General features: G+C 67.2%; 20 protein-coding genes. 7 read left to right on the top strand and 13 right to left on the bottom strand.

The genetic code is table 11. The features are described from left to right. Positions 1-78: 78 nt before the first annotated feature. The 9 genes from H6900_13345 to H6900_13305 all read right to left on the bottom strand — a co-directional run bounded on the left by H6900_13345 (position 79) and on the right by H6900_13305 (position 8,107). The gene (locus H6900_13345; protein MCC0074264.1) at positions 79-1,185 is read right to left on the bottom strand and encodes a c-type cytochrome; all 1,107 of its coding nucleotides are present in this window, start codon (positions 1,183-1,185) and stop codon (positions 79-81) included. Beyond that, positions 1,166-2,446 carry a sulfite dehydrogenase gene (gene soxC, locus H6900_13340; protein ID MCC0074263.1) on the bottom strand — a complete coding sequence of 427 codons (1,281 nt, stop codon included), beginning with the start codon at positions 2,444-2,446 and terminating at the stop codon, positions 1,166-1,168. Before soxC ends, H6900_13345 begins: the two co-directional genes overlap by 20 nt. Before the next feature lie 33 nt (positions 2,447-2,479). After that, complete coding sequence (gene soxB, locus H6900_13335; protein MCC0074262.1) at positions 2,480-4,177, bottom strand: thiosulfohydrolase SoxB; 1,698 nt, start codon at positions 4,175-4,177, stop codon at positions 2,480-2,482. 183 nt (positions 4,178-4,360) lie between these two features. Then, entirely contained in the window at positions 4,361-5,230 is an 870-nt protein-coding gene (gene soxA, locus H6900_13330) for a sulfur oxidation c-type cytochrome SoxA (protein ID MCC0074261.1), read from the bottom strand. 35 nt (positions 5,231-5,265) lie between these two features. Further along, positions 5,266-5,592 (bottom strand): thiosulfate oxidation carrier complex protein SoxZ, encoded by a 327-nt coding sequence (gene soxZ / locus H6900_13325; GenBank protein ID MCC0074260.1) that lies wholly within the window; start codon positions 5,590-5,592, stop codon positions 5,266-5,268. Between the two features lie 25 nt (positions 5,593-5,617). Next, positions 5,618-6,034 (bottom strand): thiosulfate oxidation carrier protein SoxY, encoded by a 417-nt coding sequence (gene soxY / locus H6900_13320; GenBank protein MCC0074259.1) that lies wholly within the window; start codon positions 6,032-6,034, stop codon positions 5,618-5,620. Between the two features lie 43 nt (positions 6,035-6,077). Beyond that, a complete protein-coding gene (gene soxX / locus H6900_13315; protein ID MCC0074258.1) occupies positions 6,078-6,560 on the bottom strand; it encodes a sulfur oxidation c-type cytochrome SoxX in 483 nt (160 codons plus the stop codon). 204 nt (positions 6,561-6,764) lie between these two features. Then, positions 6,765-7,358 (bottom strand): thioredoxin fold domain-containing protein, encoded by a 594-nt coding sequence (locus tag H6900_13310; protein MCC0074257.1) that lies wholly within the window; start codon positions 7,356-7,358, stop codon positions 6,765-6,767. 11 nt (positions 7,359-7,369) lie between these two features. Beyond that, complete coding sequence (locus tag H6900_13305; protein MCC0074256.1) at positions 7,370-8,107, bottom strand: cytochrome c biogenesis protein CcdA; 738 nt, start codon at positions 8,105-8,107, stop codon at positions 7,370-7,372. Between the two features lie 140 nt (positions 8,108-8,247). Between H6900_13305 and H6900_13300 the strand changes: the two genes are divergently transcribed. From H6900_13300 to H6900_13285, 4 genes are all read left to right on the top strand, one after another. Continuing rightward, positions 8,248-8,637, top strand: a complete 390-nt coding sequence (locus tag H6900_13300) for a hypothetical protein (GenBank protein ID MCC0074255.1) — start codon at positions 8,248-8,250, stop codon at positions 8,635-8,637. A 168-nt stretch (positions 8,638-8,805) separates the two neighbouring features. Continuing rightward, on the top strand, positions 8,806-9,177 hold the full coding sequence (locus H6900_13295; protein ID MCC0074254.1) for a winged helix-turn-helix transcriptional regulator: 372 nt from the start codon (positions 8,806-8,808) through the stop codon (positions 9,175-9,177). Between the two features lie 85 nt (positions 9,178-9,262). Continuing rightward, positions 9,263-10,330 carry a YeeE/YedE family protein gene (locus H6900_13290; GenBank protein ID MCC0074253.1) on the top strand — a complete coding sequence of 356 codons (1,068 nt, stop codon included), beginning with the start codon at positions 9,263-9,265 and terminating at the stop codon, positions 10,328-10,330. Between the two features lie 156 nt (positions 10,331-10,486). Then, the gene (locus H6900_13285) at positions 10,487-10,774 is read left to right on the top strand and encodes a hypothetical protein (GenBank protein ID MCC0074252.1); all 288 of its coding nucleotides are present in this window, start codon (positions 10,487-10,489) and stop codon (positions 10,772-10,774) included. 135 nt (positions 10,775-10,909) lie between these two features. On the opposite strand, the gene H6900_13280 is transcribed toward H6900_13285, so the two are convergent. Next, complete coding sequence (locus H6900_13280) at positions 10,910-11,824, bottom strand: MBL fold metallo-hydrolase (protein ID MCC0074251.1); 915 nt, start codon at positions 11,822-11,824, stop codon at positions 10,910-10,912. 277 nt (positions 11,825-12,101) lie between these two features. On the opposite strand from H6900_13280, the gene H6900_13275 reads away from it, so the two are divergent. Further along, positions 12,102-13,148 carry a YeeE/YedE family protein gene (locus tag H6900_13275; GenBank protein MCC0074250.1) on the top strand — a complete coding sequence of 349 codons (1,047 nt, stop codon included), beginning with the start codon at positions 12,102-12,104 and terminating at the stop codon, positions 13,146-13,148. A gap of 24 nt (positions 13,149-13,172) precedes the next feature. Here H6900_13275 and H6900_13270 read toward each other — a convergent pair whose 3' ends face one another. The 3 genes from H6900_13270 to hemB all read right to left on the bottom strand — a co-directional run bounded on the left by H6900_13270 (position 13,173) and on the right by hemB (position 16,651). Continuing rightward, positions 13,173-14,819: an aromatic amino acid lyase gene (locus H6900_13270; protein ID MCC0074249.1), complete on the bottom strand. Its 1,647-nt coding sequence runs from the start codon at positions 14,817-14,819 to the stop codon at positions 13,173-13,175. Positions 14,820-14,938: 119 nt separating this feature from the next. After that, entirely contained in the window at positions 14,939-15,517 is a 579-nt protein-coding gene (locus tag H6900_13265; GenBank protein MCC0074248.1) for a twin-arginine translocation pathway signal, read from the bottom strand. A 135-nt stretch (positions 15,518-15,652) separates the two neighbouring features. Further along, a complete protein-coding gene (gene hemB / locus H6900_13260) occupies positions 15,653-16,651 on the bottom strand; it encodes a porphobilinogen synthase (protein MCC0074247.1) in 999 nt (332 codons plus the stop codon). A 93-nt stretch (positions 16,652-16,744) separates the two neighbouring features. Between hemB and H6900_13255 the strand changes: the two genes are divergently transcribed. Both H6900_13255 and mfd read left to right on the top strand, forming a co-directional pair. Further along, a complete protein-coding gene (locus H6900_13255) occupies positions 16,745-17,305 on the top strand; it encodes a component of SufBCD complex (GenBank protein ID MCC0074246.1) in 561 nt (186 codons plus the stop codon). Between the two features lie 13 nt (positions 17,306-17,318). Beyond that, on the top strand, positions 17,319-20,738 hold the full coding sequence (gene mfd, locus H6900_13250) for a transcription-repair coupling factor (GenBank protein ID MCC0074245.1): 3,420 nt from the start codon (positions 17,319-17,321) through the stop codon (positions 20,736-20,738). The last annotated feature ends 12 nt before the right edge of the window (positions 20,739-20,750 follow it).

Here is a 20,750-nt window from a genome sequence, read left to right as displayed (position 1 = left end):
CGCACGGGGATTTTCAAGGGGGGCGTGCCCCCCTTGAAGCGGGGGGACCGGGGGGCGGCAGCCCCCCGGCCTTGCGGGTTACTGCGACTGGCTTTGCAGATAGGCGATGATCGCCTGCCGGTCGCCCGCGTCCCGCAGCCCACGGAACGACATCCGCGTGCCACGCATGTAGGCGCGCGGATCGGCCAGGAAGGAATCCAGTTCCTCGGGCGTCCAGATCAGGCCGTTCGCGCCGGCCTCCTGCATCGGGGCCGAATAGCGGAAGCCCTCGACCGACGCGGCATGGCGACCCACGACGCCGGTCAGCAACGGACCGGTGCCATTGCGCGCGCCGTCACCCACCTGGTGGCACGAGCGGCACTGACGCCACAGACCTTCACCGGCTGCCACCAGCGCGGGGTCCAGGCCCGGGCTTTCCGGCTCGGCCACGGCCTGTTCGACCGGTTCCGCCGGGGCCGGGGCAGGGGCCGCCGGCGCGGCGCCTTCGCCACCCTCGGGGGCGCCGGCGTTGTCGGCCACGCCCGTCGGGCGATCGGGCGCGAAGACCGTCACAGCGCCTTCGGGGGTCGATTGCAGATCGGTGGCGCGGTGGGTGATGTGCACCGCCGGGCCGCACCCGGTCATGCAGACCTCATGCGTGAAGAGCGGCACTTCGCTTTCGTCGCGGTCGTCCGGGTAGAACCCCTCGGCGTTCGGCATCACCACGTCGGTGAAATTCTCGTTCGACAGGGTGAAGTCGTCCTCGACCAACCCGTTCGAATAGAGAATGTAGGCGACGATCGCATAGGTGTCGTCCGGCGTCAGGATCTGCGCGTTCCCGAAGGGCATCGAGCGGTGGACATAGTCGAACACCGTCGACAGATAGGGCCAGTAGCTGCCCACCGTCTTCACCGGGCGGCGATTGGTCAGGGTGCCGTCACCGCCGGCGATGACCGGATAGGCCCCCGCGCCCTCGCCGAAATCGCCGTGGCACATGGCGCAGTTTTCCACCCACAGGTCCTCGCCCGTGAGCACGTCGCCCGACCCCACGGGCAGGCCATGCCCGTTCGGCTGGACCGACACGTCCCAGGCGGCGATTTCCGCGGGCAGGGCGGCACGGCCCAGTCCCAGCGTCTGCGCCGAGGCCGGCAGGCCGGCCCCGACCAGCGCGGTCGCAGCGAGGAGCTTAAGAACCGACTTCGACATTTTCCACCGCTCCGTTCTCATAGACCGCCCAGGTCTGGATACCGTTGTTGTGATAGACCGAGTTCAACCCGCGGATCTCGCGCAGCTGGTCCTTGGTCGGCTGGACATAGCCGGTCTCGTCGGTCACGCGCGATTGCAGCAGCATGGGCGCGCCGTCCCAATCGATTTCCAGATAGAAGCGCGACAGCGCGTAACGCCCGCCCTGGGTGCCGATGCGCGCCTCTTGCCAGTTGACACCGCCGTCCAGCGACACGTCCACCCGTGCGACCGCGCCGCGGCCCGACCAGGCCAGCCCGGTGATGACCAGCGGACCCGCACCATGCAGGATCGGTTTTTGCGGCGAGGGCGCGGTGATGACCGACTTGGGGTCCATCGTCCAGGTCCATTTGCGCGCGCGTCCGTCGGGCATCAGGTCGGTGTATTTCGAGGTCTCTTCGCGGCTTTCCACGGCGGTGTCGGTGACACCGATGCGGCGCAGCCACTTGACCCACATGTTGCCTTCCCAGCCTGGCACGACCAGACGCACGGGATAGCCGTGTTCCTTGCGCAGCGCCTCGCCATTGGCGGTAAAGGCGACCAGAACATCATCGAGCGCCTTTTCCATCGGGATCGAGCGTCCGTTGGACGAGGCATCGGCCCCTTCGACATAGACCCAGGTGCCCTCGGGTTTGACGCCCGCTTCCTGCAACAACAGGCGCAGCGGAATGCCCGAATATTCCATGTTGTGGATCATGCCATGGGTGAACTGGGCGCCGTTCAGCTGCGCGCCGCCCCATTCCATGCCCGAGTTCGCCGCGCATTCACAGAAATAGACGTGGTTTTCGCGCGGGAAGCGTTGCAGGTCCTCCCAGGTGAAGACCAGCGGCCGGTCCACCAGGCCGGTGATCATCAGCCGATAATCGTCTTTCGAAAGCTCGATCGCGCCCGAGTGGTGGCGCTCGAACGCGCAACCGGCCGGGGTGATGGTGCCGTCGAGCGCGTGGATCGGCGTGAAGTTGATCGAGGAAATCGGGTCCGCCGTCAGCCAGGACACGGTGCGCCGCACGACGTCGCCTTCGAACCGGATCGGCATCCCGTAGGGGGTGGCATCGACGCCCTCGCCGGTCATGGTGGCCCAGTCCTGGACCTCGGTGATCAGCGGGTCGGCTTCCTGCGCGCCGGCAGCGGCGCCGATCACGGCCCCCCCGGCGGCAAGGCCCGCGGTGCGCAGAAAGGCACGGCGGCTGGTGCCGACCGGCTCGCGCATGTCGTCATCGGACATGTCGGTCATGACGCTTGCTCCTTCGTTTGTCGTTTAGATTCCGGTGACGGTGACGGTGTCGTTGGGTTCCGCGGTGACGCGGCCCTGGCGGCGGATATACGCTTCGACCAGGTCCCAGATCATCGGCCCCTCGGTGCCCTCGTTGACCGAGGCCCAGCCCCCCACGGTGTAGCTGCGCGCGGGATCCAGCGCCTCGCCGGTGCGGGTCAGGGTCAGGCCGGTAATCCGTTCGCCGATCGGTTTCGCGATGTCGATCGCATAGGCAAGGCCGCCCAGGCGCACCATGTCGCCGCCCTGCTGGTAGTAGGGGTCGGTGTTGAACAGGTTGTCGGCCACGTCTTCCAGGATGGCGTGGATCGTCTCGCCGGTCATCGCGGTGCGATAGACCTGGCCATAGGTCATCGAGGTGACGCTGTGGATGTCCTCGCGGGTGATCGCGTCGCCGGGCATCAGGCTGGCACCCCAGCGCACGCCCGGGGACATGGCGATCTCGGTGTCGCGCTCGGCCATGACCGCATCGCAGATCAGGTTGTCCCAGGTGCCGGCAAAGTTGCCCCGGCGATAGAGCAGGCTGTCGGTGTGGCCGACGACCTCTTCCAACTGGTCCTTGTAGGGCGCGCGCTCGGTCTCGATCACGGCGGCCATGTCGGCGTCGGGTTCGATCACGTCGGCAAAGATCGGAATCAGCTTGTGACGGAAGCCCATCATCCGGCCGTCGCGCACATCCAGGTCCAGCCGGGTGACGAACTTCCCGTGCGAGCCCGAGGCGATCAGCAGCGTGTTGCCGACCAGCACCGGTTCGGGCAGCGCGTCATGGGTGTGCCCGGTCAGGATCACGTCGATGCCTTGCACGCGGCCGGCCATCTTGCGGTCCACGTCGAAACCGTTGTGCGACAGAACCACCACCAGGTCGGCGCCGGCGGCCTTCACCTCGTCCACCATCTCCTGCATCCGCTCGTCGCGGATGCCGAAGCTGAACTCGGGGAACATCCAGCGCGGGTTGGCGATGGGCGTGTAGGGGAAGGCCTGGCCGATCACCGCGACCTTGGCGCCGCCACGCTCGAACCAGGTGTAGGACGGGAAGTCCTCGAAGTGTTCGTCCCATTCGACGTCGAAAATGTTCTGCCCCAGGAACGGGAAATTCAGCTGATCGACCAACTCCATCACCCGGTCGGTGCCAAAGGTCCATTCCCAGTGCGAGGTCATCGCCTCGGTTCCGAGGGCGTTCATCACATTGACCATGTCCTGGCCGCGCGACAGATACGACGACATCGAGCCGTGCCAGGTGTCGCCCCCGTCCAGGATGATCGCCTCGGGGCGGTCGGCGCGGATCGCCTTGACCACGGTGGCCACCCGGTCCAGACCGCCCATGCGGCCATAGCTTTGCCCCAGCGCCACGAAATCCTTGTAGGTCAGCGCATAGGCGTCGCGCGATCCCGGCGTCAGGTTGAACATGCGGATGAAGTCGTCGCCGACGACATGCGGCGGCTGGCCGCGGACCTCGCCCACGCCGAAATTGAATTCGGGCTCGCGGAACCAGATCGGCTTCAACTGCGCGTGGATGTCGGTCACGTGGATCAGCGAGACGTTGCCGAACGTGTCGAAGCGCAGCAGGTCGTCCTGCGTCAGGGCCTGTTGCGCCGCCAGCCGGGACCAGTTGCCAAAGCCGGAAACGCCGTAAAGCGCCGAAGCGGCAACCGAAGCTTGCAGGAACTCGCGCCGGGAAATCATGGGGTGTCTCCTATCGGCCAGGGAGGCGGCCGGTCGAAGTTGGCACGCCTTGGGAGGGAGACATGCCAATCTTCAAAGAAATGAATATAGCTGGACGGGAAGATCCCGCGATACGCGGCAGCCCAGCCCGGTGGGAGAGAAGGGGCAGGGGCGCGCGAAGACCGCACGCCCCCGTCCGGGTCATCAGGGACGCACCGTCACGCCTTCGACGCTGAGACCGTTCCCGCGCGAGGCGACATACAGTTCCAGCGCGCGGAATTCGTCCGAACCCTCGGCAAAGGTTTCGGCGCGGGTGTCGCGGATACAACCACGGAAGCGGTTGTGGATCGACACCATGCCCGCGTTCTTCAGGCGATAGGTGGGGAAGCCGTTGATCTGGCCCTGGCTCAGGTGGTCCGCGCGGATCATCCGGCCATAGCTTTCCTCGTGGCAGTTCGCGCACGACAGCTCGAGCTCGCCATAACGGGTGTAATACATCTCGCGGCCCTGCTCCCAGTAGGGGGCGGCGGCGCCGTCGATCTGCACGTCCACCGGCATCCCGCGCGACTGCATCGCGATATAGGACGTCATGGCCACCATCTGCTCGCCGCTCCAGCGCCAGGCTTCGGCGCCCATGCGTTCGGTGCGGCAGTTGTTGACGTAGTCTTCCATCGACCACAGCACGCCATTGGCGTTGACGTGGGGCATGTGGGCGCGCACGCCGGCCATGCTTTCCTCGGCATCGCCGTGGCAATCCTGACAGGATTGGCCCGCCGTGCCGTCCGCGGTGCTCCACAGGTCGGCACCTTGCTCGACCGCCAGCATCGCCGGGTTCGCAAAGTCATCCATTTGCAGAGCCCGCGTGTCGGCGGTGCGGAACAGCCAACCCGAATAGCGTTCGGGCAGGTTCGGCGTGACGACATCGTCGCTCGGCGCGCGGGTAACCAGGTGCAGTTCGCCGTCGATCACCAGTTCCGCGGTCAGATCGGGGTCGGCCACGGCCGCCCCGGTCCAGAGCGCGGCAGCGCAGGCCGAGGCCAGCGCAAGCGCTTTCGCAGTCTTCAGGTGCTGCATAGTGTCTCCTCCCAGACTTCTGTTGCGCCGGATTCTCAGCTGACTTCGAACGCTTCGGTCGCGGTGTAAACCTCGCCGTTGTCGTCATACCAGGTGAAGACGAACTCGCCGGAAGCGGGCACCAGGGCCTCGAATTCCATGTAGGGGTTCGCCGAGATGGCGGGTTCCAGCGCCGCGTCGATCACCATCGCGCCGTTGAATTCGCAGGTGAAGCGGTTGATGATCTGGCGCGGAATGGTCTCGCCGGCGGAGTTGCGCCGCTGGCCGGATTCCATGTCGTGGTTGATCAGCGTCTTGACGGTGATCGAATCGCCGGCCGCGGCGTTGCGGGGCAGGCGGATGCGGGGTCTGACATCGGTCATGACTGGTTCTCCTGGGAAATCTGCTTCAGCCGCCGCAGCCGCCGATGGTGACCTTCACCTCGACCCGGGTGGTCTTGAAGGTGCCGTCGGCCATCTTGGCGATCGCCATCACGTCCTGGGTGCGGCCCAGGCGGATGCGGGTGGCGATCATCGGCGCGCCCGAACCGGGGCCAAAGGTGAAGCGGCCCACGTTGGGCGTGGGGTTGCCGGTCGCGATCAGCACGATCTCGGTGGCGCCCGCCGCCTCGATCGAGATCGGAACGGTGTTGCCGTTCTCGGCGATCTCGGGGGCGGTGATGGTCACGCCACCGTCTTCCATGGCGGCACCGCCGGTGTAGGCGGCAACGGCGTCTTCGACGGCATCGGCCAGCGCGGCCATCGGCAGCATGGCCACAGCCGAAGCGCCCAGGCCGATCGCGAGGGTATCGCGTCTTGTCAGCATTGAGGGACTCCTTGTCAAAACGGGTTCGGGGCGCCGATCCGGATCAGTCGGTCAGCGTCATCAGATAGGCGAGGGTGTCCTCGATCTGCTGCGCGTTCAGCAGCGGACCGAAGGTTTCGGGATTGGCGGCCCGGCCGGTATAGGCATCGCCCGGGCGGATGAAGCCCGTGGTGCGATAGAAGGCCGGCATCCGGGTATCCGGGAACATGTGCTTGGCATCGACCAGGATGCCGCGCAGCTCGGCCTCGGTCCAGCGGCTGGCGACGCCGTCCAGCGACGGGCCGACATCGCCCTGGAACTGGACGTTGGGCAGCGACGAGAACTGGTGGCAGGCCACGCAATTGCCCTGGGCGCGGCTCGAGATCACGGCGACCCCGTTCTCGGCCACGCCAGGCGCGCCGGTCAGCGAGGCGGGAATCTGCACGTCGTCCACCCAGACGACGTCACCGGGGGCGACTTCGGCAGTGGCGGCGCCGGCGAGGGCGAGTCCGGCGGCGACGAGGCCGCTCAGGGCTTTCAGCTTCATGGATGTCCTCCCTGACATTCAGCGTTGTTTCTTGCGCTCTCCCAAACGCGTCGGGGGCATCGTAGCCCATGGCATACCGGGTGAGCAACAGGAAATTCAATTATTTGCATATTGTCGTATACACAGGCCTTCCCGCCCCTGCAAGCCTGGTGCAGGGGCAAAGGAAAGACCGGAATTCAAGACCTTGGCCCGAAAAGGGGGAGGTCAGTTCCCGGCATTCAGGTTGCGCGCCACATAGTGCTGGAAGTGCTCGTCGCCCTCGTAGCCGCGCTCGAGCACCCATTGCAGCATCAGTCGCGTCGTGCCCCGCTCGAACGCGCCGGGCATGACCATGGCGGCATTCTGCGCGGCGGTGCCCGATTCGGGAATCGCCTCGGGCATGAACATCATGGTGGGCGTGAACACGACCCCCCAGCGGTTCATCATGTCGCGCTCGTCCATCTCGACGCCGTCGAAATCGGTCACCGGCACGTTGCCGAACAGGTTCATCTGCACGACCATGAAATCGTCGCGCAGCATCTGGGCGATGCGGTCGTCGGTGTAGACGTGCTCGTGCATCCGGGTGCAATAGATGCATCCGCGCTGTTCGACCAGGATCAACAGGCGCTTGCCCTCGGCGTTGGCCTCGGTCAGGTCGTCGCGCATGTCCTTGAAGGTTTCGACGATCCAGTCGGGTTTGTGCAACCCGTCCTCGCCCAGCGGCGGCACGGGTTGGTCGGCGCGTGCGGGGCGAATCAGCGCCGGCGCGGCCAGCGCCAGCGCGGCACCCGTCAGGAACGTGCGGCGGTTCGAAAGCATGGGTCCTCTCCTCAACCGATGGTGGCCATCCAGGGCATGACCTCGATCAGCCACTGGGCAATATAGTTCAGCGTATTGGTCGCGATCAGCAGGGCAAAGACGATCAGCATCACGCCCATGACCTTTTCGACGTATTGCAGCTTGTCGCGGTGCCGGCCGACCCAGGCCAGGAACGGCCGTGCGAACAGCGCCGCGATCACGAACGGCAGGGTCATCGCCAGCCCGTAGACCGCCAGCAGCGCCGTGCCGCGCACCAGGTCGCCCATGCCCGAGGCGATCATCAGGATCGCCGCCAGTGCCGGGCCGACGCAGGGCGTCCATCCAAAGCCGAAGGCCAGCCCCATGACATAGCTGCCGACGATCGACTTGGGCGAGCCGGCGTCCTCGATTCGCGCCTGACGATAGAGAAGCGCGATCTTCACGATGCCCAGGAAGTGCAGGCCAAAGACCAGCAGCACCGCGGCGGCGATCCAGCGCAGGGTTTCCTTCCACTGGATGAAGGCCTGCCCCAGGGCCGTCGCACCCAGGCCCAACAGCATGAAAATGGTGGTGACGCCCAGCGCAAAGGCAACCGCCGACAGCACCAGACGACGCTGCGCGCCCGGCGCAAGCCCTTGATCCGACCGCAGTTCCGACATCGACAATCCGGCCATGTAGCACAGATAGAACGGCACCATCGGCAGGATGCAGGGTGACAGGAACGACAGGATTCCGGCCAATGCCGCCCCGCCGAACGTAATATCGAACATGAATGCGCCCCTCCTGGTGGCCTGGTCGGGCGGTCTCTCTGCGTGACGCTTGCCCGGGCTTCTCAAAAACATTACAATGTTCATATGTATAATTTCCGCCGTCAATCGGAATGTGATCCGGCGGCGGGGGCAGGGGTGCGATGATCCAGAAGGTTCGGGTCCTGGGATGGGCCGTGCTGGCGGCGTTGGTCTTGGTTGCAGCGACCGGCACCGCCCGGGCGCAAGAGTTCCGCCTGCTGATGATCGAGCAGGTCGGCTGCTACGTCTGCGCCGCGTTCAACCGCGATGTGGCGCCCGCCTACGAGGCCTCGGCCGAGGGGCAGGTGGCGCCGCTCGAACATGTCGATCTGCGCGGCCCGCTGCCCGAGGGGGTCACGCTGGCCTCGCGGCCCTATGTCACGCCGACCTTCGTGCTGATCGGCCCCGACGGCCACGAACTCGCGCGCCTGACCGGTTTTCCGGGCGAAGATTTCTTCTGGCCCTATCTGAACGAGATGTTCGTCCAGGCCCGCGCCACGCTGGCCGGTTGAGCGCGCCGCCCCGCAGGCCCCTCCGGGTGCGCCCCGCGTGAAGCCGCGCCCGGACGACCCGAAAACGGCGGTGTTGCGGGCGCCGGTCCTCGATTCCCGGCGCGCGCCATGCTAGGTTCGCCGACGAAAGGTCCCGGAGCGCCGGGCGGCAGGGCAGGGTAAAGGGCGATGGCGCCAGACGGCCACAACGCTGAGGGCACGCAGGGTTCACCGAGTGTGGATCGCAGTTGCGCGCCCTACGCCGTCGCGCCCGAAACCCTGGCCGCCGAAGCGCGCGAGGCGTCGGATTTCCTGAAGGCGCTGGGGCACGAGGGGCGGCTTCTGATGCTCTATCACCTGTGCGAGCGCGACCACACGGTGACCGAGTTGGAGCAACTCATCATGTCGCGCCAGGCCGCCGTCAGCCAGCAACTGGCCCGCCTGCGCCACGAGAAACTGGTGACCACCCGCCGCGATGGCAACCAGATCATCTATTCCCTGGCCGACCCCAAGGTGCGCGAGATGATTGCCGTGATCCAGCGCCTGTTCCGCGGGGCATGAACGGCCCCGGCGGCTGATCCAGATCAAGGACCATATTCGCATTCCGGCATATTCCCGGCGGGATCATGCAGCACGAGGGGCCGGTATGGAGCAGTTCATAGCCTTTGTCGAATGGGCGGGCGAGGCCCGGGCGGGCGCGTTGTTCGGCCTGATTACCGGGGCGATCTTCGGGGTGGCCGCGCAGCGGTCCTCGTTCTGTCTGCGCGCGGCGACGGTGGAATTCGCGCGCGGCATCCTGGGCGGCCGGGTCGCGGTCTGGTTGCTGACCTTCTCGACGGCGCTGTTCTGGGTGCAGGCGGCGCAATGGCTGGGCCTGTTCAACGCGGTCGATTCGCGCATGATGTCGGTCGCAGGATCGTGGTCGGGGGCGATCATCGGCGGGCTGATCTTTGGCGTCGGCATGGTGCTGGCGCGGGGCTGCTCGGGTCGGCTGCTGGTGCTGGCGGCGACGGGCAACCTGCGCTCGGTCGTTTCGGGGCTGATCTTTGCCGTCGTTGCGCAAATGAGCCTGCACGGCTGGCTGGCCCCCCTGCGCAACTGGCTGGCGAGCCTGTGGGTCACGCCGGACGGTCGCAACCTGAACCTGCTGACCATGCTGCATCTGCCGGATGTGACGGGCCTGTTCCTGGGCGCGGCGCTGGCGGTGGTGGCGATCACCGTGGCGCTCAGGGCCAAGATCGGCGCCCGGGTGCTGGTCTTTGCCTCGGGCGTGGGCTTTGCGGTCGCGGTGGGCTGGGTGCTGACCTGGACCCTGGCCGAATACGCCTGGGAGCCCGTGAACGTGACCTCGGCCACCTTCACCGGGCCCTCGGCCAACACGCTCATGTTCTTCCTCGAGCCGACGCCGGTGCTGGATTTCGACGTGGGGCTGGTGCCGGGCGTGTTCCTGGGGGCGTTCCTGGCGGCGTGGTTCGCGGGCGAGTTCCGGTTCCAGGGGTTCGACGGCGAAAAGACCATGCGGCGGTCGATGTTCGGCGCGGTGCTGATGGGTTTTGGCGGGATGCTGGCCGGCGGCTGCGCCATCGGCGCGGGCGTGACCGGCGGGTCGATCTTTGCCGCCACGGCCTGGCTGGCGCTGTTCTGCATGTGGATCGGCGCGATGCTGACGGATCTGGTGATCGACCAGCGGGGCGCCCGACTGCAAGCGGCCTGACGGGCCCAAACCGGGGTTCCGCGCAGCCGAGAGGGGCGCCGGGGAAAATATCCGGCGTTTTCCCCTGGCGGTCTGCCCCCATCGGCCTAAGCTACCCCCATCCCGGAGACGGGTGCACGTCAACACACCGATGCAGACCTAATTGGGGGAATTCACATGGAATGGATCATCAGCCTGATTGCCGGGGCCGTGGGCGGGAACGCCGCCGGCGGGCTCTTGCGCAACCTGAACCAGGGCACGCTCATCAACTCGATTGCCGGCATCGTCGGCGGCGGCCTGGGCGGGCAGATCCTGTCGATGGTCGGCGCGGGCGGCGTGGCCGGTGCGGCGGCCTCGGGCGGGATGGATATCGGCGCGATCGTCGCGCAGATCGCCTCGGGCGGCGTCGGCGGCGGTGTCGTGCTGGCGATCGTCGGCCTCGTGCGCAACATGATGGCGCGCTGAGCGGATTCCGCGCCGCCAGGAGCGGACGGATCGTCCCATCCCAACCTGATCCGGCTGTCCGCGGTGCGGTGGTTCGGGGGACCTTCGGGTCCCCCGAATGCGTTCTGGATGCGCTCTGGCCCCCCGGGGACGGGGTCAGCCCTCGGTCACGAAGCGATAGCCCGCGCCGTCGCGTTCGACCCGGCCCAACCCGCCGGGCAGGTGGAATCCGGCGATGCGCATCTGGTCGGCGACCAGTTGGTCCAGCAGCGAGATACGGGTCGTTGCGGCGAGCGGCTGATCCTGATCCGAGCCGCTGTGCCAGTCCGGTCGCGCAAAGGCTACGTGGTCGTTGCCCAGCGAATCCCCCGTGACCATCAGGCTTTCGGACCCGTCACGCAGTTCGAAGGCCATGTGGCCGGGCGTGTGGCCCGGTGTCAGGCGCGCGGCGACGCCGGGCAGGATCTCGGCGCCATCCTCGAAAAAGGTCACGATGTCCGCGATGGCCTCGAGCCGGCGCTGCGCGCCGACCGCAAAGGCCGTGCGCGCCTGACCGATGCTCGACACGGTGTTGGGGTCCATCCAGTAGTCGAACTCGGCCCGGCCCATGAGGATCTCGGCGTTCGGCAGGAACGGGTCGCCGAAATCGTCGAGCATCCCCCAGATGTGATCGGGGTGGCCGTGGGTCACCACCAGATGGGTGATGTCCTCGGGCGCCAGGCCGATCGCGTCCAGCGTCTGCGGCAACAAGCCCGCGGTCGGCTGGAAATCGGGCCCTGAGCCGATGTCGAACAGCACCACCCGGTCCTGGTGACGCAGCAACGTCAGGTTGCACGGCGGCATCAGCGGGCCGGCGGGCACGTGACGGGCGCTGAGAATGGCCTCGGCCTCGGGCTCGGGCATCGGGCCCAGGATGAAGTCGCGCGGCAGCACCAGATTGCCGTCCGACAGCATCTCGATCGTCATCGTGCCCAGTTGCGCGGTGGCCTGCGCCAGCACGCGGCGCGGCAGGGCCGGCGCGGCCAGCAGGGCGGCCCCGCCCATCATCAAGGTGCGGCGTGAAATCTGCATGGAATCCCCCAGAACAGGCCCGCGCCCCATCGGGGCCGGGGCGTTGCAAACCCGGTCCGCCAAGCGGTGGGAGAACACGCCCGCGAACCATCCCCAACATAACGTCCCCCGGGGCGAAGGCAAGACTTCATGCAAGATTTTGCATGTCATCGCACGGCAAGGACCGTGCCGGCTATGGCGGGATATCCAAAGACCGGGGCTTGCTTTTTCCCCGGTGAACCGGGAATCTGCGGCCCTGTATCCGCCGGAACCGGCGCGCCACGGCAGGGGGCCCCGCATGGACAGCATTTCCTTTGGCGTCATGGCCGCCCTGATCGGGCTGGTCGCGGGCGTTGTTCTGGGGTTGTCGGCGAGGCTGGGCAATTTCTGCACGCTGGGCGCGCTGGAAACCGCGGTCTACGGCGGCGATCAGCGCCGACTCAGGCTGTGGGGCATCGTTCTGGCGGTGTCGATCAGCGGGGTGTATCTGGGCGCCGCGACGGGACATGTCGAGATCGCGCAGACCTTTTACCACCAGATCGCCTGGAATCCCTGGGCCTCGGTCGTTGGCGGCCTGCTGTTTGGCTATGGCATGGCGCTGGCGGGCAATTGCGGCTTTGGCGCGCTGGTGCGTTTTGGCGGCGGTGACTTGCGGTCGCTGGTGGTGGTGGTGGTCATGGGCGTGGTCGGCTTCATCACCCTGTCGGGGCCGCTGGCGCCGCTGCGGGTGGCGCTGTTCGAGCAACGCACCGCGCAGGGCCCGCAGGGCATCGCCGCCACGATCGAGGCCATCGCCGGGGTGCCGCAACTGGTCAGCGCGCTGGTGATCGCCGCCGGTTTGCTGATCTGGGCGCTGGCCTATGGCCCGTTGCGCCGCGCCCCGAGCGAGATGGCCTGGGGCCTCGTCGCCGGGCTGGCGGTGGTCTTTGCCTATTGGGGCACCAGCTGGGTCTGGCAGGAAAGTTTCGGCGAGGTCGGGGTCGAGGGGCTGTCCTTCACCGCGCCTGTAGGGCGCACGATCCTGTTTCTGATGACCGCCACCGCGGGCGGGATCAATTTCTCGGTCGGCGCGGTGCTGGGGGTGATGGCGGGCGCGCTGGCCGGATCCCTCTGGCGCGGCATGTTCCGCTGGGAAGCCTGCGAGGACCCGCGCGAACTGGGCCGCCAGGTCGGCGGCGCGGCGTTGATGGGCGTCGGCGGCGTGATCGCGCTGGGATGTTCGGTCGGGCAGGGGGTCAGCGCCTTTGCCACGCTGGCCTGGTCGGGCCCGGTGACGCTGGCGGCCATCGCCGCCGGCGCGTTGGCGGGGTTGCGCGGCCTGATCGGCGCGGCCGAGGCCGAATAGGCCCCCCCCCGGCGTCATCCGGCGTCATCCGGCCAGAAAGGCGTCCACCTGCGCCAGCACCGGCGCGACCGCGGTGCGGATCGCCTGACCCGCGCGCAGGTCGGTCAGGATGCCTTCGACCTTGTCCTGGATGAAGCCCTCGGTATCGTCCCACAGCATCGGCCGGGCCGCGTCGGGGGCGCCCAGTGCCACGCCGCGCGCCGCGCGGTAGAGCGCGCGGTTGCGCACCGACAGCAGGTCCGAGGCGTCGTAGTGCCCCGGGCGCACCGTCGCCGCCCGCAATTCGACGGCCTGCACGGCAAAGACCAGCGCGGCGGCCAGGAAATGCTCGCTCGCCTCGACGCTGTCACGCGCCAGATTGGCGGCGTTCATCGCCTGGCTGTTGATGTTCTGGTTGAACTGTTCGGCGTGCGAGGGGTAGAGATCGGCCATCGAGCGGCCATAGAACTGCACCAGCGGCGCGACCGAATTGCAGGTCAGTTGCAGCGATTTCAGCCCCATGTTCAGGCCGTGGCCGGTGTTGCCCACAAGCGACGGCGGCAGGCCGTTGTTGAACTCGGGTGTGACAAGCATGGCGATCTGCACATCCAGATGTTTCAACAGCATCGCCAGATGCAGGCGGATCTGGTCGCTGGCGATGGCGGTGTATTGGGCCAGGAAATTGCCGGTGTGATAGACCTCGCCGGTGTCCGGATCGACCAGGGGGTTGTCGTTGGCGCTGTTCGCTTCGGTCACGATCTGGCGCGCCGCCATGGCCAGCCCGTCGGCGATGGGGCCCGTGTATTGCGGCAGGCAGCGCAGCGAATAGCGATCCTGGATCAGCTTGCCCTGGCGGTGGCCGCGCGCGCCCGCGGCCTCGGAGCGGATCAGCGACGATCCGTCCAGCAGATCGCGCATCAAGGCCGCGCTGAACACTTGCCCGGGGTGCGGCTTGACCGCTTGGATGGTCGGGTGAAAGGACTGGTTGGTGGCCAGAAGCGCCTCGGCCAGCAGGGCCTGCGTGTGCAGCCCCAGCGCGAAAACTGTCGCCGCGCGCCCCATGGCGTTCGCCGCGACCCCGGTCGAGGCCGTGGTGCCGTTGTTCAGCGCCAGCCCTTCCTTGGGGCGCAGCACCAGCGGGTCCAGCCCCAGCCGCGCCAGCGCCGTGTGGCAGTCCAGCACCGCGCCGTCCCAATCGACCAGAAAGCCCGGGTCCAGCCCGATCACGCTGGCCCCGATATAGCTGAGGGGCACCAGATCGCCCGACGCCCCGATCGAGCCGCGCTGATACGCCTGTGGCGTGACGCCCGCGTTCAGAAAGGTCACGTAGCGTTGGATCAACTCCAGCCGCACACCGGAATAGCCCTTCATCAGCGAATTCGCGCGCAGCAGCATGGCCGCGCGCACGTCCTCGGTCGGCAGGCGCGGCCCGGTTGCGGTCTTGTGGTGCCACAGCGCGATGTGCTGCAATTCGACCATGCGTTCGACCGGGACGCGCTGGTCGGCCATGCCACCGTAAAGCGTGGTCACACCGTAGACCTGCTCGCCTTCGGCGACCGCGGTTTCGATCCGCCCTTGCGAGGCCGCGACCCGCGCCAGAACGTCCGGCGCCCGGGACAGGGCGACCTTGGCGCCCCTGGACACGGCGACGATATCCGCGAGGGTCAGCCCCTCGCCGCTGATGGTGATCATGCTGCCCTCCCGTGCGAATCCCTGCGCAAGGCTAGCAGGACGGCGGGGCCGGGCAATGGGTGTTTTCCACGGAAACTAAACGGCGCGCGCGCGGATCGGCCCCCCAAAGGGACGAAGGGTCAGGGAATGATGCGCTGATAGCGCACGCCCGCCAGCGAGGCGCCGGCGATCAGCCCGGCCTGGCCGAACACGACCGCGATCACCGGGGCGAACAGCGTCGTCGTCTGCACGCCGGCGGACCCGCCCTGCGTCGGCGTCGCATAGCGGATGTCGGCCGAGGCCGCCCAGCCCTCGCCAGCGCGGAAATCGGCCAGCGCCTGCGGCGTCATGAAGAACAGCACATGGGCATATTGCTGCGCGCCGATTTGCAGGCCCGCGCTGAGCCGCGTGGCCGAATAGTAATCGACCGTCGCGTCGTTGATCCTGAGCGCGCCTTGCCCGAAGGACCCGCCGATGAACAGCCCGGCCTCGGTCACCAGGGGCATGTAGAGAATGCCCTGGGCGTCCTGGAACAGGGTGTCCAGTTCAGGGTGGTTCTGGCGCAGGTAGTCCCGGGTGGCGTCCACCCGGCTGTCCAGCCGCTCGGCGTTGAAATTGCCGACCGGGTTGCCGCAGGCGGCCAGGGTGGCCAGGGCGGCACCGCCGGTCAGCAGGCCGCGACGCGAAAGCGTGCGCGAAGAACGCGAAATCTGGGTCATGCTCAACCTCTTTGTGGCGGCCCGGGATCTGTCGCCCCGTGACCGAAAATCCTGTGTCGGAAAACTATACGAGTCCTTGCGGCGCTTGTCACCTGCGCCGCAAGCCCTTGGGCGAATCGTTGCCCAGACCGCCGGTCAGCCGCGCAGCGCCCGCGCCGCCGCCGGCGCGAAATAGGTCAGCACCCCGTCGCATCCCGCGCGCTTGAACGACAGCAGGCTTTCCAGCATCACCGCGTCGCCCAGCCAGCCGCGGTCGATCGCACCCGCCAGCATCGCGTATTCGCCGCTCACCTGATAGGCAAAGGTCGGCACGCCGAATTCGTCTTTCACCGCGCGGCAGATGTCCAGATAGGGCATACCCGGCTTGACCATCACCATGTCGGCCCCCTCGTCGAGGTCGCGCGCCACGCAGCGCAGCGCCTCGAGCCGGTTCGCGGGATTGACCTGATAGGTCTTCTTGTCGCCCACCAGCCGCCCCGAGGCCCCCACCGCGTCGCGGAACGGCCCGTAAAAGGCGCTGGCGAACTTGGCCGCGTAACTCAGGATCGCGACCTTCTGGAAGCCGGCGGCCTCGGTCGCCGCGCGGATCGCGCCGACACGGCCGTCCATCATGTCCGAGGGGCCCAGGATGTCGGCGCCGGCCTCGCATTGCGCGAGGGCCATCTTCACCAGCGCCTCGACCGTTTCGTCATTCACGATCTGGCCATCCACCACGAACCCGTCATGGCCGTTGATGTTGTAAGGATCGAGCGCAATATCCGTCATCACCGCCATGTCCGGCAACGCGGCCTTGAGCAGGCGGATCGCGCGATTGGTCAGGTTTTCGGGGTTCCAGGCCTCGGCGCAATCCTCGGTGCGCAGCGCCGCGGCGGTATAGGGGAACAGACAGATCGCGCCCACACCGGCCGCGTGCGCCTCGGTCGCCTTGCGCAACATCACGTCCAGCGACAGGCGGCTGACCCCGGGCATCGACGCCACCGGCTCTTCGATGCCCTGGCCCTCGCGGATGAACACCGGCCAGATCAGATCGGCGGCGGTGACGGCGTGTTCGGCCACCAGGTCGCGCAGCGCATGGGTGCGACGCAACCGGCGCAGGCGGGCGGCGGGAAAAGGGGCTGGGGCGTGGACGGGCATGGGCGATCTCCCTGGAACTTGCGGCCTTGGTGCCACGCGCGGGCCGCGACCTCAAGTCCCAGGTCGGTTTCCCGGTTGGCCCCGCCGGGAAACATGATTAATCAGAGAGAGTCTCTGATTGCGCGGCGGACTGTGACGGATTCTCTGTTCTCCACGATCGACCTCAGGTCGTTCTCGAATGTCTGGTTCTGGCTCGTGCTGGCGGTTGCCTGGTCGAACGCCAGCCATTTCCTGTTGGGCGTGCCCTTCGACCTGGTGCAGAGCGCGCGCCGCAAGGGGGGCGCGGCGATGGCCGATTTCGAGACCCTGGCCCGAATCCAGTCGCGCCGCCGTATGGAGATCATGGAGCGCGCCGGCGTCTGGCTGGTGGCGTTCTGGATGGCCGTGCTCAGCGCGCTGGCGGTTCTGGGTTTTCGCTATGGTCTGGAATTCGCACAGGCGGTGCTGCTGCTGCTGGGGCCCTTGACGCTGGCCGCCTGGCTGACGCTGCGACTGGCCGCCCGGATCGAGCGCGGCCTCTACCCCGAGGGCACCGCGATGGCGCGCGCTTTTGGCCGGCTGCGGATCCTGGTGCAGGCGATCGGGCTGTTCACGATCCTTGTCACCACGATGTGGGGCATGTGGCAGAACCTGACCCTGCGCGCCCTCGGCTGAAAGGAAAGACACCATGGCCAACGACCGCCTGGTGATGGGCGGCGCGCCCGAAGGGTTCGACGCCGAAATCCTGCGCCGCGAGGTCGCCCGCCGCGGTACCCCGGTGATTCATGTCGCGCGCGACGACAAGAGGCTCGAGGCGATGCGCGCGGCGCTTGCGTTCTTCGCCCCGGATCTGGTGGTGATCGGCCTGCCGGCCTGGGATTGCCTGCCCTATGACCGCGTCTCGCCGAACCCCGATATCCTGGCGCGGCGCATGGCCACGCTGGCGGCGCTGGCGCAGGGTGTGCCCGGGCCCTTCGTGCTGCTGACCACGCTGAACGCGGCGATGCAGAAGCTGCCCGCGCGCGATCTGGTCCGCACCTCGAGCTTTACCGCCCAGGTCGGGCGTCCCCTGAACGAGGGCGCCCTGCGCGCCTATCTGGCGCGGATGGGCTATTCGCCCAGCCCGACGGTGACCGAGCCCGGCGATTTCGCCGTGCGCGGCGGTATCCTGGACATCTATCCCCCGGGCGACGCCGAACCCGTGCGCCTGGACCTGTTCGGCGATGTGCTGGACGGGCTGCGCCGCTTTGACCCGGTGACCCAGCGCACCACCGGCACGCTGGACCGGCTGGAACTGGCGCCCGCGTCCGAGGTGATCCTGGACGAGGCCTCGATCGCGCGGTTCCGCCAGAGCTATCGCGCCGAATTCGGCGCCGCAGGGTCGGACGATCCCCTGTATGAGGCGGTCAGCGCGGGGCGCAAGCATCAGGGGATGGAGCATTGGCTGGGCTTCTTCCACGAGCGCCTGGAAACGGTCTTCGATTACCTGCCGGGCGCCTCGGTGCTGCTGGACGATCAGATCGACGCCGTCCGCGCGGCGCGCTGGGACACGATCGCCGACCAATACGACAACCGGCGCGAGGCGCTGGCGGTCAAGGCGCGTGTGGACACCGTCTACAAGCCCGCCGCGCCCGGCACGCTCTATCTGGACGACGCGGGCTGGCAAGCGGCGCTGGCCCCCCTGCGCAGCGTTCGCCTTTCGCCCCTGCCGCAACCGCCGGGGCCCGGCGTGCTGGATTCCCAGGGCCGGGCCGGGCGCAATTTCTCGCTGGAACGCCAGCAGGATGATGTGAACATTTTCAAGGCCCTGCGCGATCATGTTCAGATCGAGCGGCAAACCCGCGCGGTGGTCATCGCGTCATGGTCCGAGGGCGCGCGCGAACGCTTGCAAGGCTTGCTTGCCGAGCACGGGCTCACCGACGCGATACCGATCCGCGATGCCCGCGACCTGACCGGCAAGGGACAGGTCGCGCTGGCTGTCTGGCCCCTGGACGCGGGGTTCGTCACCCCGGAACTGACGGTTCTGTCCGAACAGGACGTGCTGGGCGAGCGCCTGATCCGCGGCGCACGCAAGCGCAAGGCCGAGAATTTCCTGACCGAGGCCCAGAGCCTGACCGCCGGGGACCTCGTGGTGCATGTGGACCACGGTGTCGGGCGGTATACGGGTCTGGAAACCATCACCGCGATGGGCGCCCCGCACGAATGCCTGGCGCTGGAATACGCGGGCGGCGACCGACTGTATCTGCCGGTCGAGAACATCGAACTGCTGAGCCGCTATGGCCATGAAGAGGGGCTTCTGGACAAGCTGGGCGGCGGCGCCTGGCAGGCCAAGAAGGCGCGCCTGAAGCAGCGCATCCGCGAGATGGCGGACAAGCTGATCCGCATCGCCGCCGAGCGCGAGTTGCGCAAGGCTCCGATCCTGAACCCGCCCGAAGGCATGTGGGAGGCCTTTGCCGCGCGCTTTCCCTACGCCGAGACCGACGACCAGTTGAAGGCCATCGAGGACGTGATCGAGGATTTCGATCGCGGTCGCCCGATGGACCGGCTGGTGGTGGGCGACGTGGGGTTCGGCAAGACCGAGGTCGCGATGCGCGCCGCCTTCATCGCCGCCATGTCGGGCCTTCAGGTCGCCGTGGTCTGCCCGACGACCTTGTTGGCGCGCCAGCATTTCCACAGCTTTTCCGAACGGTTCCGGGGGTTTCCGCTGGTTGTCAGGCAATTGTCGCGGTTTGTTGGCGCCAAGGAAGCCGCCGCGACCCGCGAAGGTCTGACAAATGGAACGGTCGATATCGTGGTCGGCACCCACGCGATCCTGGCCAAGCAGATCCGGTTCCGCAACCTGGGCCTGATGGTGATCGACGAAGAGCAACATTTCGGCGTCCAGCACAAGGAACGGCTGAAGGAGATGCGCTCGGACGTGCACGTTCTGACGCTGACCGCGACGCCGATCCCGCGCACGCTGCAACTGTCGTTGACGGGGGTGCGGGACCTGTCGCTGATCTCGACTCCGCCGATCGACCGGCTGGCGATCCGCACCTATGTCAGCGAGTTCGACACCGTGACGATCCGCGAGGCGTTGCTGCGCGAACGCTACCGGGGCGGGCAGAGCTTTTATGTCGTTCCGCGTATCAAGGACCTGCCCGAAATCGAGGATTTCCTGAAGACGCAGGTGCCCGAAGTGTCGGTTCTGGTCGCGCACGGGCAGTTGGCGGCGGGCGATCTCGATGAGCGCATGAATGCGTTCTACGATGGCAAGTATGACGTGCTTCTGGCGACGACCATCGTCGAATCCGGCCTGGACATCCCGCAGGCGAACACCATGATCGTGCATCGCGCCGACATGTTCGGTCTGGCGCAGCTCTATCAGATTCGCGGCCGCGTGGGCCGGTCCAAGACGCGCGCCTATTGCTATCTGACCACCAAGCCGCGCACGCCGCTGACGCCTCAGGCACAGCGCCGCCTGAAGCTGCTGGGGTCGATCGACAGCCTGGGCGCTGGGTTCACCATTGCCTCGCAGGACATGGATCTGCGCGGGGCCGGCAATATCCTGGGCGAGGAACAATCGGGCCATATCAATGAGGTAGGCTACGAGCTTTATCAGCAGATGCTGGAGGAAACGATTGCCCGCCTGCGCTCGGGCGAGCTGTCCGACCTGAGCGATGGCCAATGGGCGCCGCAGATCAATCTGGGCGTGCCGGTGCTGATCCCGGAAACCTATGTCACCGATCTGGACGTGCGGCTGGGGCTGTATCGGCGCCTGTCCACGCTGGAAAAGAAGGTCGAATTCGAAGGGTTCGCCGCCGAACTGATCGACCGTTTCGGCGAATTGCCCAAGGAAGTGAACACGTTGCTGGCCGTCGTTCGGATCAAGGCCCTGTGCAAGCGCGCCCATATCGCCCGGCTGGATGCCGGGCCCAAGGGTGCGACGGTGCAGTTCTATCAGGATAAATATCCCAATCCCAAGGGGTTGGTCGAATTTCTTCATGCGCAGTCCGGGGCCCGTATCCGCGACAACAAGGTCGTTCTGCCCAGCGACTGGACCAGCGAGAAGGACCGCCTGCGCGGCGCCTTTGCCATCGCCCGCGCGCTGGCGGAAAAGGTTGCCTAGGCGGTTGCCAAA

Origin of the sequence: Rhodobacter sp. (assembly GCA_020637515.1) — a bacterium.
Taxonomy (GTDB): Bacteria; Pseudomonadota; Alphaproteobacteria; order Rhodobacterales; family Rhodobacteraceae; genus Pararhodobacter.
The sequence above is the reverse complement of the archived record's forward strand: the minus strand, read 5'-3'. Positions and strand labels throughout refer to the sequence as shown.

Coding starts and splice junctions, on each gene's coding strand:
- H6900_13305 (MCC0074256.1), bottom strand. CDS start 8,107: ATGTTCGATATTACGTTCGGCGGGGCGGCATTGGCCGGAATCCTGTCG.
- soxA (MCC0074261.1), bottom strand. CDS start 5,230: ATGCAGCACCTGAAGACTGCGAAAGCGCTTGCGCTGGCCTCGGCCTGC.
- soxX (MCC0074258.1), bottom strand. CDS start 6,560: ATGAAGCTGAAAGCCCTGAGCGGCCTCGTCGCCGCCGGACTCGCCCTC.
- H6900_13280 (MCC0074251.1), bottom strand. CDS start 11,824: ATGCAGATTTCACGCCGCACCTTGATGATGGGCGGGGCCGCCCTGCTG.
- mfd (MCC0074245.1), top strand. CDS start 17,319: ATGGCCAACGACCGCCTGGTGATGGGCGGCGCGCCCGAAGGGTTCGAC.
- H6900_13310 (MCC0074257.1), bottom strand. CDS start 7,358: ATGCTTTCGAACCGCCGCACGTTCCTGACGGGTGCCGCGCTGGCGCTG.
- H6900_13265 (MCC0074248.1), bottom strand. CDS start 15,517: ATGACCCAGATTTCGCGTTCTTCGCGCACGCTTTCGCGTCGCGGCCTG.
- H6900_13255 (MCC0074246.1), top strand. CDS start 16,745: ATGATTAATCAGAGAGAGTCTCTGATTGCGCGGCGGACTGTGACGGAT.
- H6900_13345 (MCC0074264.1), bottom strand. CDS start 1,185: ATGTCGAAGTCGGTTCTTAAGCTCCTCGCTGCGACCGCGCTGGTCGGG.
- soxB (MCC0074262.1), bottom strand. CDS start 4,177: ATGATTTCCCGGCGCGAGTTCCTGCAAGCTTCGGTTGCCGCTTCGGCG.
- H6900_13290 (MCC0074253.1), top strand. CDS start 9,263: ATGGAGCAGTTCATAGCCTTTGTCGAATGGGCGGGCGAGGCCCGGGCG.
- H6900_13300 (MCC0074255.1), top strand. CDS start 8,248: ATGATCCAGAAGGTTCGGGTCCTGGGATGGGCCGTGCTGGCGGCGTTG.
- H6900_13270 (MCC0074249.1), bottom strand. CDS start 14,819: ATGATCACCATCAGCGGCGAGGGGCTGACCCTCGCGGATATCGTCGCC.
- soxY (MCC0074259.1), bottom strand. CDS start 6,034: ATGCTGACAAGACGCGATACCCTCGCGATCGGCCTGGGCGCTTCGGCT.
- soxC (MCC0074263.1), bottom strand. CDS start 2,446: ATGTCCGATGACGACATGCGCGAGCCGGTCGGCACCAGCCGCCGTGCC.
- H6900_13285 (MCC0074252.1), top strand. CDS start 10,487: ATGGAATGGATCATCAGCCTGATTGCCGGGGCCGTGGGCGGGAACGCC.
- H6900_13295 (MCC0074254.1), top strand. CDS start 8,806: ATGGCGCCAGACGGCCACAACGCTGAGGGCACGCAGGGTTCACCGAGT.
- soxZ (MCC0074260.1), bottom strand. CDS start 5,592: ATGACCGATGTCAGACCCCGCATCCGCCTGCCCCGCAACGCCGCGGCC.
- H6900_13275 (MCC0074250.1), top strand. CDS start 12,102: ATGGACAGCATTTCCTTTGGCGTCATGGCCGCCCTGATCGGGCTGGTC.
- hemB (MCC0074247.1), bottom strand. CDS start 16,651: ATGCCCGTCCACGCCCCAGCCCCTTTTCCCGCCGCCCGCCTGCGCCGG.